Source organism: Xanthomonas sp. SHU 166 (assembly GCF_000364685.1).
Lineage (GTDB): Bacteria > Pseudomonadota > Gammaproteobacteria > Xanthomonadales > Xanthomonadaceae > Xanthomonas_A > Xanthomonas_A sontii.
This window is the reverse complement of the sequence record NZ_AQOJ01000513.1, coordinates 1-13,415: the sequence shown is the minus strand read 5'-3', so window position 1 is coordinate 13,415 and position 13,415 is coordinate 1. Positions and strand designations below refer to the sequence as shown.

At 67.9% G+C, this 13,415-nt stretch carries 7 protein-coding genes; 3 read left to right on the top strand and 4 right to left on the bottom strand.

What is annotated here, in order from left to right; all coding sequences use genetic code 11:
* Positions 1-301 precede the first annotated feature (301 nt).
* Complete coding sequence (locus D180_RS13110; RefSeq protein WP_081616482.1) at positions 302-1,813, top strand: MASE1 domain-containing protein; 1,512 nt, start codon at positions 302-304, stop codon at positions 1,811-1,813.
* Here D180_RS13110 and D180_RS13105 read toward each other — a convergent pair.
* On the bottom strand, positions 1,803-2,234 hold the full coding sequence (locus D180_RS13105; RefSeq protein ID WP_026144368.1) for a hypothetical protein: 432 nt from the start codon (positions 2,232-2,234) through the stop codon (positions 1,803-1,805). The two genes, D180_RS13110 and D180_RS13105, sit on opposite strands and share 11 nt — an antisense overlap.
* A gap of 111 nt (positions 2,235-2,345) precedes the next feature.
* On the opposite strand from D180_RS13105, the gene D180_RS23960 reads away from it, so the two are divergent.
* Positions 2,346-2,750 carry a hypothetical protein gene (locus D180_RS23960; protein ID WP_157835461.1) on the top strand — a complete coding sequence of 135 codons (405 nt, stop codon included), beginning with the start codon at positions 2,346-2,348 and terminating at the stop codon, positions 2,748-2,750.
* Between the two features lie 280 nt (positions 2,751-3,030).
* Here the strand turns inward: D180_RS23960 and D180_RS13100 are convergent, their stop codons facing one another.
* The 3 genes from D180_RS13100 to D180_RS13090 form a co-directional block, all read right to left on the bottom strand.
* A complete protein-coding gene (locus tag D180_RS13100; protein ID WP_017913143.1) occupies positions 3,031-5,415 on the bottom strand; it encodes a TonB-dependent receptor in 2,385 nt (794 codons plus the stop codon).
* Positions 5,416-6,118: 703 nt separating this feature from the next.
* The gene (locus tag D180_RS13095) at positions 6,119-8,518 is read right to left on the bottom strand and encodes a TonB-dependent receptor (RefSeq protein WP_017913142.1); all 2,400 of its coding nucleotides are present in this window, start codon (positions 8,516-8,518) and stop codon (positions 6,119-6,121) included.
* A gap of 313 nt (positions 8,519-8,831) precedes the next feature.
* Positions 8,832-11,222 carry a TonB-dependent receptor gene (locus tag D180_RS13090; RefSeq protein ID WP_017913141.1) on the bottom strand — a complete coding sequence of 797 codons (2,391 nt, stop codon included), beginning with the start codon at positions 11,220-11,222 and terminating at the stop codon, positions 8,832-8,834.
* Positions 11,223-11,474: 252 nt separating this feature from the next.
* Here D180_RS13090 and D180_RS13085 point away from each other — a divergent pair, with 252 nt between their 5' ends.
* The gene (locus tag D180_RS13085; protein ID WP_043090969.1) at positions 11,475-13,334 is read left to right on the top strand and encodes an ABC-F family ATP-binding cassette domain-containing protein; all 1,860 of its coding nucleotides are present in this window, start codon (positions 11,475-11,477) and stop codon (positions 13,332-13,334) included.
* The last annotated feature ends 81 nt before the right edge of the window (positions 13,335-13,415 follow it).

The window sequence follows — 13,415 nt, the reverse complement described above, 5'->3', positions numbered from 1 at the left end:
CTGCCATCGGGAGCAGGCAGCCGCGAGACGCATGCCCCGGCATCGCGCGGGTGGGGCACGGACGCACTTGCCGGGGCCGGCGAGCCGCGCAACCGACGCCCCGGGCGGTGCCGCGTCCCGGCCCCGGCTCCCGCTCCCCGACACCCTGAGTGGGATGGAAGTCGCAGCGATCGGGTCCCCCGCGCAACTCCCTGTCAGGAAAGGCATTACAGCGGATGATGGACGTTATCTGTCTACTGTTTCGGCCCATCCCGTGGTGTATGTTTGCGCCAATTAGGTGTCCTGCCAGGACCAGGGTGGCATGGCTAGACTGAAGACATTCGCGAAGGGACTGCTCCTGAGCTCCGTGTACTGCGCCGGATACCTGATGGCGTGGCAGTTGTCTCTGGACCAATGGTTCCTGCCCGCCGGCCTGCGCGCGGCCGTGTTGCTGTTCATGCCCTTGCGGCTATGGCCGTACTTGCTGCTTGGCGATGCCGCTGCGCTGCTGGTGCTGCGTGTGCCGCTGATCGACGAGGGGCAGAGCGCGGCCTGGGCCTATCTCAGCCCGTTGCTGCTGATGCCGCTGTCGGCGCTGGTGCCGTTGTGGTTCCGCCGCCGCGTCCCCGACATGCTGGTCTGGCAGCAGCGGTTGCTGCCGGTGGTGCTGGGCATGGCGCTGTGGGGCGTGCTGATCAACAAGGCGCTGAACTGGGTGCTGGATGGGCCGACCACCGACATCAACGTCGAGAACGCGCTGAAGTTCTGGGTCGGTAACTATCTCGGCATCCTGGTGTTCGTGTTGCCGGCCTTGCTGTGGGTGCGCCGCGAAGGCACCGCGCTGATGTCGCGTGGGCTGATGCACGACAGCCTGCGCGCGGCGCTGATGGTGGCGGTCCTGTTCGCGGCGGCGATGAACGTGCCGGATGGAGTGGCGCGCCAGTTCCTGCTGGTGATGATGATCGTGCCGGGTTTCTGGCTGACCCTGGGCCACGAGTGGCGCGGTGCGGCGGTCGGCATCGTCATGGCCGACATCGCGGTGGCAATGGCGCTTGCCAAGTCGCATCACGCCGGTGCGTTCGACCTGGAAACCTTCTACGTGCAGATGCTGGTGTCGTTCGCCGCCACCACGCTGTTCGTGCTCGGTACCCGCATCGCCGGGGTGATGGACCAGGCCCGGCGCCTGGGCTTCGCCGAACAGGAGGCGTTGCAGGTGGCCCAGGCCAGCTACATGTCGGCCGAGCGCACCCTGCGTAACCGCGTGATCGAGTACACCGACATCCACGTGCACATCAACAAGCTGCGTCGCGACATCGCCAGCACCCTGAAGGAGCACGGTCACTACGCCGCGGCGATGGAAATGAACCGTACCGGGGTGATCCAGGCGCAGTTGCTGGACGATTACGTCGCGGCGCTGTATCCGCTGGATATCGAAACCCACGGCCTATACGGCGCGCTGAACTCCATCGCCTTCGCCAACGCCTGCGATACCGAGGTCGAGGCGCGCCTGCACGGGGATTCGCGGCGGCTGTCGATCGGGCTGCAGCTGGCGGCGTATCGCTGCGTGCTCAACGCCATGGAAATCCTGCCCGATGCGGGCCGGCACACGATCACCGCACGAGTCTGGTCGGCACGCGGCAAGCGCGGCGTGGTGGTGACCGTGGAAGCCGATGCGGCAATGCCGGGCGGCGGCCGCAAGCATCACAGCGCCAACGAGATGGACTGGGAACTGGCCAGCCGCTTGAAGGCTCATGACGGCACCTGCCGGCGCCGTCATGAGCAAAAGATCAGCTTCCTGATCTCCGAACCGCTGGAAAAGACCGTTACTTCTTGATGGTCACGGTCCAGACGTCGCCGTTGGCGCTGCTGGCCAGCTGCACGGTGAAGTAGCGCGCATCGTAGACCACGGTGCCGCGGCTGCTGTCGAAGGTGTCGACGGTGCTCACCCGATCCACGTCCTTGCCCATCGGCGTCACCCAGGCGGTGTCGCCGACGCGGCCGATCGCGCCACGCACCTGGCCGGTGGAGTCGTTGATCTGCAGGTAGGTCACGCCGTTGCGCTCGAACTGGTAGATGCGCGCCGACGCGTTGGTGGACAGATTGGTCGCCGCCGGCGCGCTTTCACCCAGACCACGAATGGAGATCGGGCTGCCGTTGCCGCCGCTCGGGCAACAGCTCTGCGCATAGGCGCTGGACGCCAGCGCCGAGCACGCGACGATGCCTGATAGCACCGCTATTTTTGAAGTTTTCCACATGACACGGTCCTTCCCCGGATGGGGCTTTTTTGCCTGCCGTTCAGGCGATTCCACATTACGCGAATCGCAACAGGCCACTGTTGACAAATAATCAATCGATTCATACTTGTGATGTGGCTCACGCTTATTTTTGCGGAAGAATTCCCGCAAATACGCCGCATCGGCTTGCTCAGGTATGGCCCCAGGTCACGCGCGATTCGCGTCGACCATCCGGCATCGCCGGGGTGTCGGGCGTGGACCTTATTGCAGTTTCCATGCCACACATTGCGGGTATGTCCTCGCGGTGCAGCAGGGCATGTTGTTGCTGGCGCTTCCGCGTTCGGCACAGCCAAGCGATGCCGAACGCCGCTGTCGATGGCGAGCGCGTTGCATCGTGGGGAAATCCATCGCGCCGTCGCCCGGCGTTTGTCGAATGCGATCACGAGTCGTGTCGTGTCTGAGATGGCCATCACCGACGTGACGGGATCGGTGCAGTTGCTCGGCCCGATGCGCCCGGATCGCGCGGCGAATGTTTGACGCCTCTGCGTCGCCGTCGGCCGCGATCAGGCGACGCGTCGCTGCAAACGCATGGGTCGAACGGATGACGGCGCGAGTGCGATGCGTTGCCGAACGGGACGAGGCTTATGGGCGCGCGCTTTGCCGACGCTTCGTCACCGCCGCGTTGGTGCCCATCCGATTCCTGCGTCAGCGGTGTAGCGCCGCACGCCATCGAGACCGACCTGGCGGACATGCGGTCGCGGCGTTGTCTGCGATGAACGCGGCGGCGGCGGTGCCGGGACACCGCCGCCGCAATGCATCACCAACTGTAGTTGACGTTGGCGTAGGCGAAGGCGCCGTTGAAGCCGAACGGCGAGGACGTGCTGTACGGCAGATAGGTGCGGGTGCCGGCGCCGGCGCGCGAGCGGTCGGGATACTCGTTGAGCACATTGTCGCCGCCGACGGTCACGCGCCAGCGGCCCAGCGTGTACGCGGCCGACAGGTCCAGGGTCCATTTGGCCGCATAGGTCTGGTCGGCGGCCGGCGTGGTGCCGAAGTCGGTGAATTCGCCCCAGCGCGTGGCCGTGGCGGTGAAGGCCCAGGCGCCGGGCGACCATACGCTGCTCAGGAAGAACTTGTCGCGCGGCGAACCGCGGGTGATGCGCCCGATCTCGGCACGGCCGATGCGTACCGCGGTCGGGTCGATCGCTTCCAGGACCGCAGGATTGCCGGCGATCTTCTCGATGTCGGTCTTGTTGTAGTTGTAGCCGGCGGTGAGATCGAGGCTGCTCGCGGGCAGCGTGAGCTTGTAGGTGCCGATCGCATCCACGCCCTGGGTCTTGGTGTCGATGGCGTTGGTGAAGTAGCGGCCGCCGCCGATGCCGGCGTAGCCGTTGCCCTGCAGGTAGTTGCGTACTGCCGTGGAGGTGAGATTCTCCGAGAGCACGATGCGGTCGTCGATGTCGATGCGGTAGGCATCGAGGGTGATGTACAGCGCGTCCACCGGCTGCAGCACCAGGCCCAGGCCGTAGTTCTTGGACTTCTCGGCCTTCAGCGGTTCGGCGCCGAGCGCGATCGCCGCCGGGTTGTCGGTGCGGAAGGTGCCGATCTCGAACGGCGTGGCGGCGATGCTGCCGTCGGGCTGGGCGACGTTGATGAAGTTGGTGGCGACCGACTGGAAATACTGCTGCTGCAGCGACGGTGCGCGGAAGCCGGTGGAGACGGTGGCGCGCAACGCGACCTTCGGGCTGAAGGCGTAGCGCAGCGACAGCTTGCCGGTGGCGGTGTCGCCGAAGTCGCTGTAGTTCTCGTAGCGCCCGGCGAGGCCGGCGGAGAACTTGTCGGTGATGTCGCCTTCCAGGTCGAGATAGGCCGAGTAGCTGTTGCGATCGTAGTGGCCGGAGTCGCCGGGCTTGAAGCCGGCGAACACCTGCGCGCCCGGAAGCAGGGTGCCGTTGGCCGAGGGAATGCCGCCGTTGACGTAGGACGCCGGCGCGCCCGGCGATTCGTTGAACTTCTCGCCGCGCCACTCGGCGCCGAAGGCCAGGGTCACCGGGTAGGCCAGGCCGACCTCCAGCGATTTGCTGAAGTCGGCGTTGAGCACGTTCTGGGTGACCTGCAGCGCGCCCGCATAGAACTCGGTGGGACTGGCCAGGCCGAGGCTGTTGTTGAGGCTGTGGCGCACGTCGAAACTCAGATCGTTGCGGCCGTAGTTGTAGCTGAGCTCGATGGCCAGGCCGCCGGCGGTGCTGGACTTGACCCCGCCGACCCAGGACACGTCCTTGCTGACGTTGTAGATCTGCGGCAGGAAGCCGTCGGGGTAGATCTCCGGGCGGTTGCGGTTGTCGCCGGACCAGCGGAAGTAACCGTTGGACAGCACCTCGCGGCGGCTGAGCATCGCGTAGGAATAGAAGGTGATGTAGTCGGCCGGGCTGTACTGACCGTTGTAGGAGACCGCGCCCTGGTCCACGTCGGGGTCGCCGTAGCGCTGCTGCACCTGGCCCTGGTACGGCGTGGCGCGGTCGGTCTGGTCCTGGTGTCCTGCCTGCGCGGCGAAGTGCACTGTGCCGGTCTCGGCGAAGGTGAGCCCGGCATCGCCGGAGAGCTGGTACTGCTCGCCGTCGCCGGCGCTGTATTTGCCGTAGCGCCCGGCCAGGCTGCCGCCCGTGCCGCTGCCCTTGAGCACGATGTTGATGACGCCGGCGATGGCGTCGGAACCGTATTGCGCTGAGGCACCGTCGCGGAGCACTTCGATGCGTTCGACCGCGGCGATGGGAATGGTGTTGAGATCGGCCGGCGAGGAGCCGCGGCCCTGCGCGCCGTTGAGGTTGACCAGCGCGGTGGTGTGGTAGCGCTTGCCGTTGACCAGCACCAGCACCTGGTCCGGCGAGAGCCCGCGCAACTGCGCCGGGCGCACCGCATCGGAGCCGTCGGTGATCGCCGGGCGCGGGAAGTTCAGCGAGGGCACCGCGCGCGACAGCGCAGTGGCAAGTTCGGTGGTGCCGGTGGACTGCAGCGTCTCCGGCGAGATGATGTCGATCGGCGAGGCCGATTCGGCGACGGTGCGATCGGCCACACGCGTACCGGTGACGATGACGGTGTCCAGCGTTTGCGCGTTGCCGGTGTTCTGCGCGTGGACCGAAACGGCGGACGTCGCCAGGCACAGGGCGACGGCGTGGGCGAGCGGAGTGAGCGTGCGCGTCATGGGGGAGGCGGCTCCAGAAGTGGGGGGAGGCGCCGCTGCATGCGCACTCCCCTGTCCCCTGGCGGATGCGACGACGCGACCTAGGGATTACCGGTTGATGTCAATGGAGTCAATATTCCGTTAAGCCTGATGGCGAGGTTGCAATTGCAACCACTGCTGCAGGCGTTGCGGCAGCGCCAATCCCGGGATTTTCCGAGCGTGTAGACAAAATGCAGGCCATGCGCACGGACATGGTGCACGCGGCGGTGCCTGCGCGCGGGTGCTGCGGCGTTTTTCGCAGTGCGATGTGAGGGATGCTGGCTGCGCGGCACGAGGCAGAGCACGGTGTTGGGCGCGTCGCGGTTGCACGAGCGCAGCATCTCGCGAGCAATGCGTATGGCGCTTGTGGGAGCGGCTTCAGCCGCGACGAGTGAAGCCCAGCGCCAGCCGGCACCTTCATGCGTCGGGACTGAAGTCCCTTCCACAAGGACGCCCGATCCATGCGCCGGAGGAGCGGCTTCAGCCGCGCCCCATGGACAGCATCGTGCCGCGGCCGGAGCCGCTCCTGCAAAAACGTTCAGGCCGGCGAAAACGTCGCAGGCTGGCGAATCTCCAATCCCAAATCCCAAATCCCAAATCCCCGTCCCAACAACAACAACGGCCCGGAAACCCGGGCCGTCGTCATGCCGTTCAACGCAGGCGCAATCGATGCCCGCGCGTGCGATCACCAGCGGTAATTGATCCGCCCGTACACGTAGGCGCCGTTGAAACCGTACGGCGAGTAGTTGCTGTACGGGAGCATGCCGTAGGTGGAGTTGATCAGGTTGGCGGTCTTGTCCGGGTACTGGTCGAACACGTTGTCCGCGCCCAGCGTCAGCGTCCAGTTGGTGCTCGGCTTGAAGCTGGCCGAGGCGTCGACCACCCAGTCCGCGCCGTAGGTCTGGTCACGGGCGGCGGTGGCCGAATTGCGCACGGTGAATTCGCCGTAGCGGGTGGCGGCCAGGCTCAGGTCCCACTTCGGCAGCTTCCAGGTGCCGCTGAGGATCAGCTTGTCCTTCGGGTAGCTGTCTTCCAGGCGGCCGATCTCGTCGCGGCCCAGCGTGGTCTGGGTCGAGCCGATCGCGGCCAGCGCCTGCGGCTGGGTCACCGCATGGGTGATGTCGGTCTTGCTGTAGCCGTAGCTGGCGGTGAGGTCCAGCGTGCTGGCCGCCAGCGGGATGCTGTAGGTGCCGACCACGTCGACGCCGCGGGTGCGGGTGTCGGCGGCGTTGCTGAAGTAGCGCACGCTGGTGACGTTGCTGTAGCCGAGCTGGCGCAGTTTGCCCAGCACCGCCGCATCGTTGAGGTTGGACGACAGCAGGATGCGGTCGTCGATCTCGATCTGGTACGCGTCCACGGTCAGGTACAGGCGCTCGACCGGCTGCAGCACCAGGCCCAGGCTATAGGACAGCGAGGTCTCGGCCTTCAGCGGCGCAGCGCCCAGGGCCTGGGCCACGGCGCTGTTCATCGGGAAGGTGCCGGATTCGAAGAAGCTGCCGTTGATGTAGCTGCTGGTCACCGCCTGGTACTGCTGCTGCGCCAGCGACGGCGCGCGGAAGCCGCTGGCGACGGTGCCGCGCAGCGCCACCTTGTCGGTGAACGCGTAGCGCGCCGACAGCTTGCCGGAGGTCTTGCTGCCGAAATCCGAGTAGTCCTCGTAGCGGCCGGTGAGGCCGGCGGAGAACTTGTCGGTGAGGTCGGCTTCCAGCCCCGCGTACACCGCGTAGTTGTGGCGGTCCGAATGCACGGCGTTGAGCGGCGCGAAGCCGGCGAAGCCCTGCGCGCCGCCGGTGGTGCCAGTGTACGAGGCCGGCTCGCCGGGCGACTGGTTCCACTTCTCCTGGCGGTACTCGGCGCCGAAGGACAGCGTCACCGGATAGGCCAGGCCCCAATCCAGCGGCTGGGTGAAGTCGGCGTTGACTGCGTTCTGGGTGTACTCCAGCGCGCCGTCGTAGAAGCGCCGCGGGCTGTCCGCGCCGAGGCTGTAGTTGATGCTGTTGGCGGTGTGGAAGTCGACCTTGTTGTAGCCGTAGTTGTAGCTGACGTCCCAGGCGAAGCCGCCGGCGGTGCTGCCCTTCAGGCCGGCGACCAGCGAGCGGTCCTTGGAGTACTGCTCGATCTGCGGCACGTAGCCGTCTGGGTAGACCTGCGCCAGCAGCGCGGTCTGGCCGTTGTGGTTGCGCGAGCGGTAGAACGCGAACGAGGTGATGTCGCGGTTGCTGGCGATCGCGGTGGCGTAGCCGGTGAGGTTGTCGCTGAAGCGGAACTCGCCGTTGGCCGAGACCGCGGTGGCGTCGACCTTGGGGTCGCCGTAGACGAAGGTGGTCTGGCCGATGCCGGGATAGTTGCCGGTGTTCGGCGCGGTGCCCTGGTAGGGGCCGGCGCGGTTGGTGGCGTCCTGCTGGCTGATCTGCCCGGCCACGTGCAGGCTGCCGCGGCCGTCGCCGAAGCCGACCCCGGTATCGCCGGAGAGCTGCGACTTGGCGCCGTCGCCGGCCGAGTACTTGCCGTGCTCCACGGCCAGGCTGCCGCCTTCGCCGGCGCCCTTGAGCACGATGTTGACCACGCCGGCGATGGCGTCGGAGCCGTACTGCGCCGAGGCGCCGTCGCGCAGCACTTCCACCCGCTCGATCGCGGCGATCGGGATCGCGTTGAGATCCACCGCCGAGGCGCCGCGGCCGATGGTGCCGTTGACGTTGATCATCGCCGAGGTGTGGCGGCGCTTGCCGTTGACCAGCACCAGCACCTGGTCGGGCGAGAGCCCGCGCAACTGCGCCGGGCGGATGCCGCTGGTGCCGTCGGTCAGCGCCGGGCGCGGGAAGTTCAGCGAGGGCAGGGCACGCGACAGCGCGGTGGCCAGTTCCGAGGTGCCGGTGGCCTGCAGTGCCTCGGGGGTGATGATGTCGATCGGCGATTGCGACTCGGCGACGGTGCGGTCGCTGACGCGGGTGCCGGTGACGATCACCGTGTCCAGTGTGCTGGGCGTGCTGGGCGTGCTCGGCGCGTCGGACGCGGTCTGGGCGAAGGAAGGGGCGGCGAGGGCGGCGAGCACGGCGCTCGCCAGCAGCGACAACGGACGGTTCATAAAAACTCCAGCAGGTGCCGAAACGGCAGGCGGGGCGTGCGGCGACCGGCAGGGCCGGCAGGCCGCGTCCTCAGGGATGTCTAATTATTTTTTAACATGCGTGCTGCGTCGCAGGATGCAAGCGCATGTTCTTATTCCATTGCGTTCTAAGGGGTGGCAGAACGCCGCGCGCCGCCGTCCGCAATGGGGAGGCACGCACAACGTCCCGGTAGCGTCCGCGCCCACCGGGACAGCTGCGGCATAGGCCTGTCGTCCGCGCGAGTCGCGCGTGGCGGACGTCGTCGCCCATCGCGGCGACGCCCGCCAGGGTCGCTCAGAAGCGGTAGCTCACCCGCCCGTACCAGTAGCGCCCGTTGAAGCCGAACGGCGACAGCGGCGAGTACTGCAGGCCGTTGGGGCGGTCGTCGTAGATGTTGTTCAGCGCGGTCCGGGTCGGGTACTGGTTGGTGACGTTGTCGGCGCCGACGGTGAAGGTGAGGTCGTGCCAGGCGTAGCTGGTGGACAGGTTCAGCAGCCAGCGCGCGGCGAAGGCCTGATCCTGGCTGCCGTCGGCGTCGTCGCCGCGGCGGGTGATGGCGCCGTAGCGGGTGGCGTCGCCATGCAGGGTCCAGCCGGCCAGGCTCCAGTCGCCGCTGAGCACGTACTTGGTGCGCGGCGTGGCATCGGTCAGCAGGCCCTGGCTGGCGCGGCCGAAGTTCGGATCGGAGATCTCCAGGATCTCGATCTTGTTGTAGTTGGCGCTGAAGCTCAGGTTGAGCGTGCCGGCGCGGTCGAGGTCGAGCAGGTAGTTGCTCACCCAGTCCACGCCGCGGGTGCGGGTGGTGGCGCCGTTGACGAAGAACTGCGCGGCGCTGACCTGGCCGATCGGCACGGCCAGCGAGATCTGGTCCGAGTACAGGATCTGGTCCCAGATGCGGATCTGGTACAGGTCCAGGGTGGAATTGAAGCCGCCGCCGGGCTGCCAGACCGCGCCGATGCTGTAGTTGGTGGATTTCTCCGGCGCCAGCGGCTTGGCGCCGAGCGCGATCGCCACCGGGTCGGAGGTGCGGTAGGTGCCGATCTGGCTGAGGACGCCGTCCACCGGCAGGGTCACCACCGAGGCGTAGTTCTGTTGCGCCAGCGAGGGCGCGCGGAAGCCGTTGGAGATCGTGCCGCGGACGGCGAAGGCGTCGTTGAGCTGGTAGCGCGCCGACAGCTTGCCCGAGCGGGTGGTGCCGGCATCGCTGTAGTCCTCGTAGCGTGCGGCCACGCCGCCGGACAGGCGCTCGCTCAGGTCCGCTTCCAGGTCCGCGTACACCGCCTTGCTGTGGCGCTGGAACTGCCCGGCCACGGTCGGCGACAGGCCGGGGAACACTTGCGAACCGCCCGGATACGGTGCGCCGGTGTCCGGGTTGATGGCGTTCGGGTCGAAGTAGATCGAGGTGGGCGAGCCGGCCACCACGGCGTACTTGTCCTGCCGGTACTCGGCGCCGAAGGCGAGGTTGACCGGATAGGCCAGGCCCCAGTCCAGGGATTTGCTGAAGTCGGCGTTGAGCGCGTTCTGCTCGTTGCGGAAGCCGCCGGCGTTGAAGCGCGTCGGCGAGGCGCCGGTGCTCCAGTACAGGTTGGTGTTGATGGTGTTGCGCAGGTCGAAGGTGACGTCGTTCTTGCCGTAGTCGGCGGAGACGTCCCAGGTCCAGCCGCTGTCGGTGCTGCCCTTGACGCCGAGCACCGCGGCGCGGTCGTTGGACGGGTTGTAGATCTGCGGCAGGTAGCCGTTGGGGTAGACCGCCTGCACGTTGCGGTCGCTGTTGTCCCAGGCGCGGTAGTAACCGTTGGACAGCACCTCGCGGCGGCTGACGTTGGCGTAGCCGTACAGGTCGACGTGCGGGGTGAGCGCGTAGCCGAAGTTGACCAGCCCCTGATAGGTCTTCAGCGCCGGATCGCCGTAGCGCTCGTAGGGAACGCCGCTGGGGTTGGCGGCCCCGGCCAGGGTGGTGGCCTTGTCGGTGTTCTCGGCGCGGTTGGTGTTCATCGCGTTGAGGTAGTTCCACGACACCCGCACCCAGCCCGGCGCCTCGCCGCCCGGCGCGCCGCCGAAGGCCAGCCCGTAGGAGCCGTCGATCCCGTTCTGCGCGCCGTCGCCCTTGTCCATGATGCCGCCGCTGACGGAGACGCTGTTGCTGCCGGCCTTGGCGCCGTGCTTGAGCACGATGTTGATGACCCCGGCGATGGCGTCGGAGCCGTACTGCGCGGAGGCGCCGTCGCGCAGCACTTCGATGCGCGCGATCGCCGACATCGGAATCGAGTTGAGGTCGGCCGGCGCCGAGCCGCGCCCGACCGACGGGTTGTAGTTGACCAGCGAGGTGGTGTGGTAGCGCTTGCCGTCCAGCAGCACCAGCACCGCATCCGGCGACAGGCCGCGCAGGGTCGCCGGGCGCAGCGCGTCGTTGCCGTCGTTGATCGCCGGGCGCGGGAAGTTCAGCGACGGCAGCAGCTTGCCGAGCGCGCTGGCGAGGTCGCTGGCGCCGGTGGCCTGCAGCGCCTCGGGCGCGATGATGTCGATCGGCGATTGCGATTCGGCCACCGTGCGGTCGGCGATGCGGGTGCCGGTGACGATGATGTTGTCCAGCGTCGTCGGCGCCTGCTGGGACTGGGCGAGGCTGTTGCCGGAGGCGAGCACGAGCAGGACGGCACGGACGAGGGGGAGGCGGCGTTGCGTCATCGGGCGGAGACTCCTGGCTGGGGGATTGGCGCGGGTCTGGCGATTTCCGGTGGGGCGGGGTGGATGCTGCGGTGCAGCGTGTGCCATCGGATTGAAATCCGTTTTTCACATGGGCGCGTATACAAAAACGGACCTGGGTCGGGTTTTCGCGGCGGCCCGCGCGCCGCCTCGGACCGCGCCGCGTCGCCGCCCCGGGTGGGCCGGGACGGGCGAAGCGGCTACACTTCCGCCTCGCTAGCCGAGTGCCCTGCCTTGATTTCCCTACGTAATTTCGCCTTGCGCCGCGGCGAGCGGCTGTTGCTGTCCAATGTCGACCTCACCCTGCATGCCGGTTACCGGGTGGGCGTGGTCGGCCGCAACGGGGCCGGCAAGTCCAGCCTGTTCGCGGCGGTGAAGGGCGAACTGGAGGCCGACAAGGGCGACGTCGACCTGCCCGGCAAGGTGCGCATCGCCAGCGTCGCCCAGGAAACCCCGTCGCTGCCGGACCCGGCGCTGAGCTTCGTGCTCGGCGGCGACACCGCGGTGGCCGCGGTGCTGGCCGAAGAGGCCGAGGCGACCGCGCGCGAGGACTGGGAAGCGGTCGCCGCCGCCCACACCAAGATGGCCGAGATGGGCGCCTACGACGCCGATGCGCGCGCCGGCAAGCTGCTGCACGGCCTCGGCTTCCCGGCCGAGACCCATCACCGCGCGGTGTCCTCGTTCTCCGGCGGCTGGCGCGTGCGCCTGAACCTGGCGCGCGCGCTGATGATGCCCAGCGACCTGCTGCTGCTCGACGAACCGACCAACCACCTCGACCTGGACGCGGTGTACTGGCTGGAGCAGTGGCTGCTGAAATACCCGGGCACGCTGCTGCTGATCTCGCACGACCGCGAGTTCCTCGACAACGTCGCCACCCACACCCTGCATCTGCACAACGGCGGCGCCAAGCTGTACACCGGCGGCTACACCGATTTCGAGCGGCAGCGCGCCGAGCAGTTGCGCCAGCAGCAGATCGCGCACGAGAAGGAACAGGCCGAGCGCGCCCACCTGCAGAGCTTCATCGACCGCTTCAAGGCCAAGGCCTCCAAGGCGGCGCAGGCGCAGAGCCGGATGAAGCGCCTGGAGAAGCTGGCCGGCACCGAGGCGGTGCGCGCCGAGCGCGAGTTCCGCATCGAACTGGCGCCGCCGGCCAAGCTGCCGTTCTCGCTGATCCGCCTCAATCACGCCGAGGCCGGTTACGGCGCCGACGCGGTGATCCTGCACAACGTCGGTTTCGGCCTGGAGGCCGGTCAGCGCATCGGCCTGCTCGGCCCCAACGGCGCCGGCAAGACCACCCTGGTCAAGACCCTGGTCGGCGAACTGCCGCCGATCGCCGGCGAGCGCATGGCGCATCCGGACCTGCGTATCGGCTACTTCGCCCAGCACACGGTGGAGTCGCTGCACGAAGGCCAGTCGCCGATGGACCACATGCGCGAGATCGACAAGGACGCCAGCAACCAGGCGTTCCGTGATTTCCTCGGCAAGTGGAATTTCCCCGGCGACCGTGCGTTCGAGCCGGTCGACGGGTTCTCCGGTGGCGAGCGCGCGCGCCTGGCGCTGGCGTTGATCGCCTGGCAACAGCCCAATGTGCTGCTGCTCGACGAACCGACCAACCACCTCGACCTGGAGATGCGCGAGGCGCTGGCCGAGGCGCTGAGCGATTTCGAGGGCGCGATCGTGATGGTCTCGCACGACCGCCACCTGATCGGCCTGGTCTGCGACACCTTCTGGCGCGTGGCCGACGGCGTGGTCGAACCGTTCGACGGCGACCTCGACGCCTATGCCGCGTGGTTGCGCACTCGCCCCGCCGCGCAGGGCACCAAGCAGAAACTGGCCGAGGCCGCGCCGACCCCGCCGCCGCCGGTCAAGCCAATGCCGGCGAAGAAGCCGCCGAACCCGCACAAGCTGGCCGCCGCGGAGAAGCGCGTGGGCGAGCTGGAAGCGGCGCTGGCCGAGCTCGACCGGCAGCTCGCCGATCCCAAGCACTACGCCGATGCGGAGAAAATGGCGGTGCTGGGCCGCGAGCGCGAGGCCGCCGCGCGCGACCTGGCCCAGGCCGAGCAGGCGTGGATGGAGTTGATCGACGGCGCCTGAGCCGCGGTGGATCTCGCCATTGCCGGTGTGTGCCGGCGAGCACGGACGATCCACGTCGAGCTGACGGTTCCTTCTCCCTGC

What these genes read in the sequence shown, in the direction of transcription:
- D180_RS13090 (WP_017913141.1), bottom strand. Translation starts at nt 11,222, where the DNA reads ATGACGCAACGCCGCCTCCCCCTCGTCCGTGCCGTCCTGCTCGTGCTC.
- D180_RS13110 (WP_081616482.1), top strand. Translation starts at nt 302, where the DNA reads ATGGCTAGACTGAAGACATTCGCGAAGGGACTGCTCCTGAGCTCCGTG.
- D180_RS13100 (WP_017913143.1), bottom strand. Translation starts at nt 5,415, where the DNA reads ATGACGCGCACGCTCACTCCGCTCGCCCACGCCGTCGCCCTGTGCCTG.
- D180_RS13095 (WP_017913142.1), bottom strand. Translation starts at nt 8,518, where the DNA reads ATGAACCGTCCGTTGTCGCTGCTGGCGAGCGCCGTGCTCGCCGCCCTC.
- D180_RS23960 (WP_157835461.1), top strand. Translation starts at nt 2,346, where the DNA reads ATGTGGCTCACGCTTATTTTTGCGGAAGAATTCCCGCAAATACGCCGC.
- D180_RS13105 (WP_026144368.1), bottom strand. Translation starts at nt 2,234, where the DNA reads ATGTGGAAAACTTCAAAAATAGCGGTGCTATCAGGCATCGTCGCGTGC.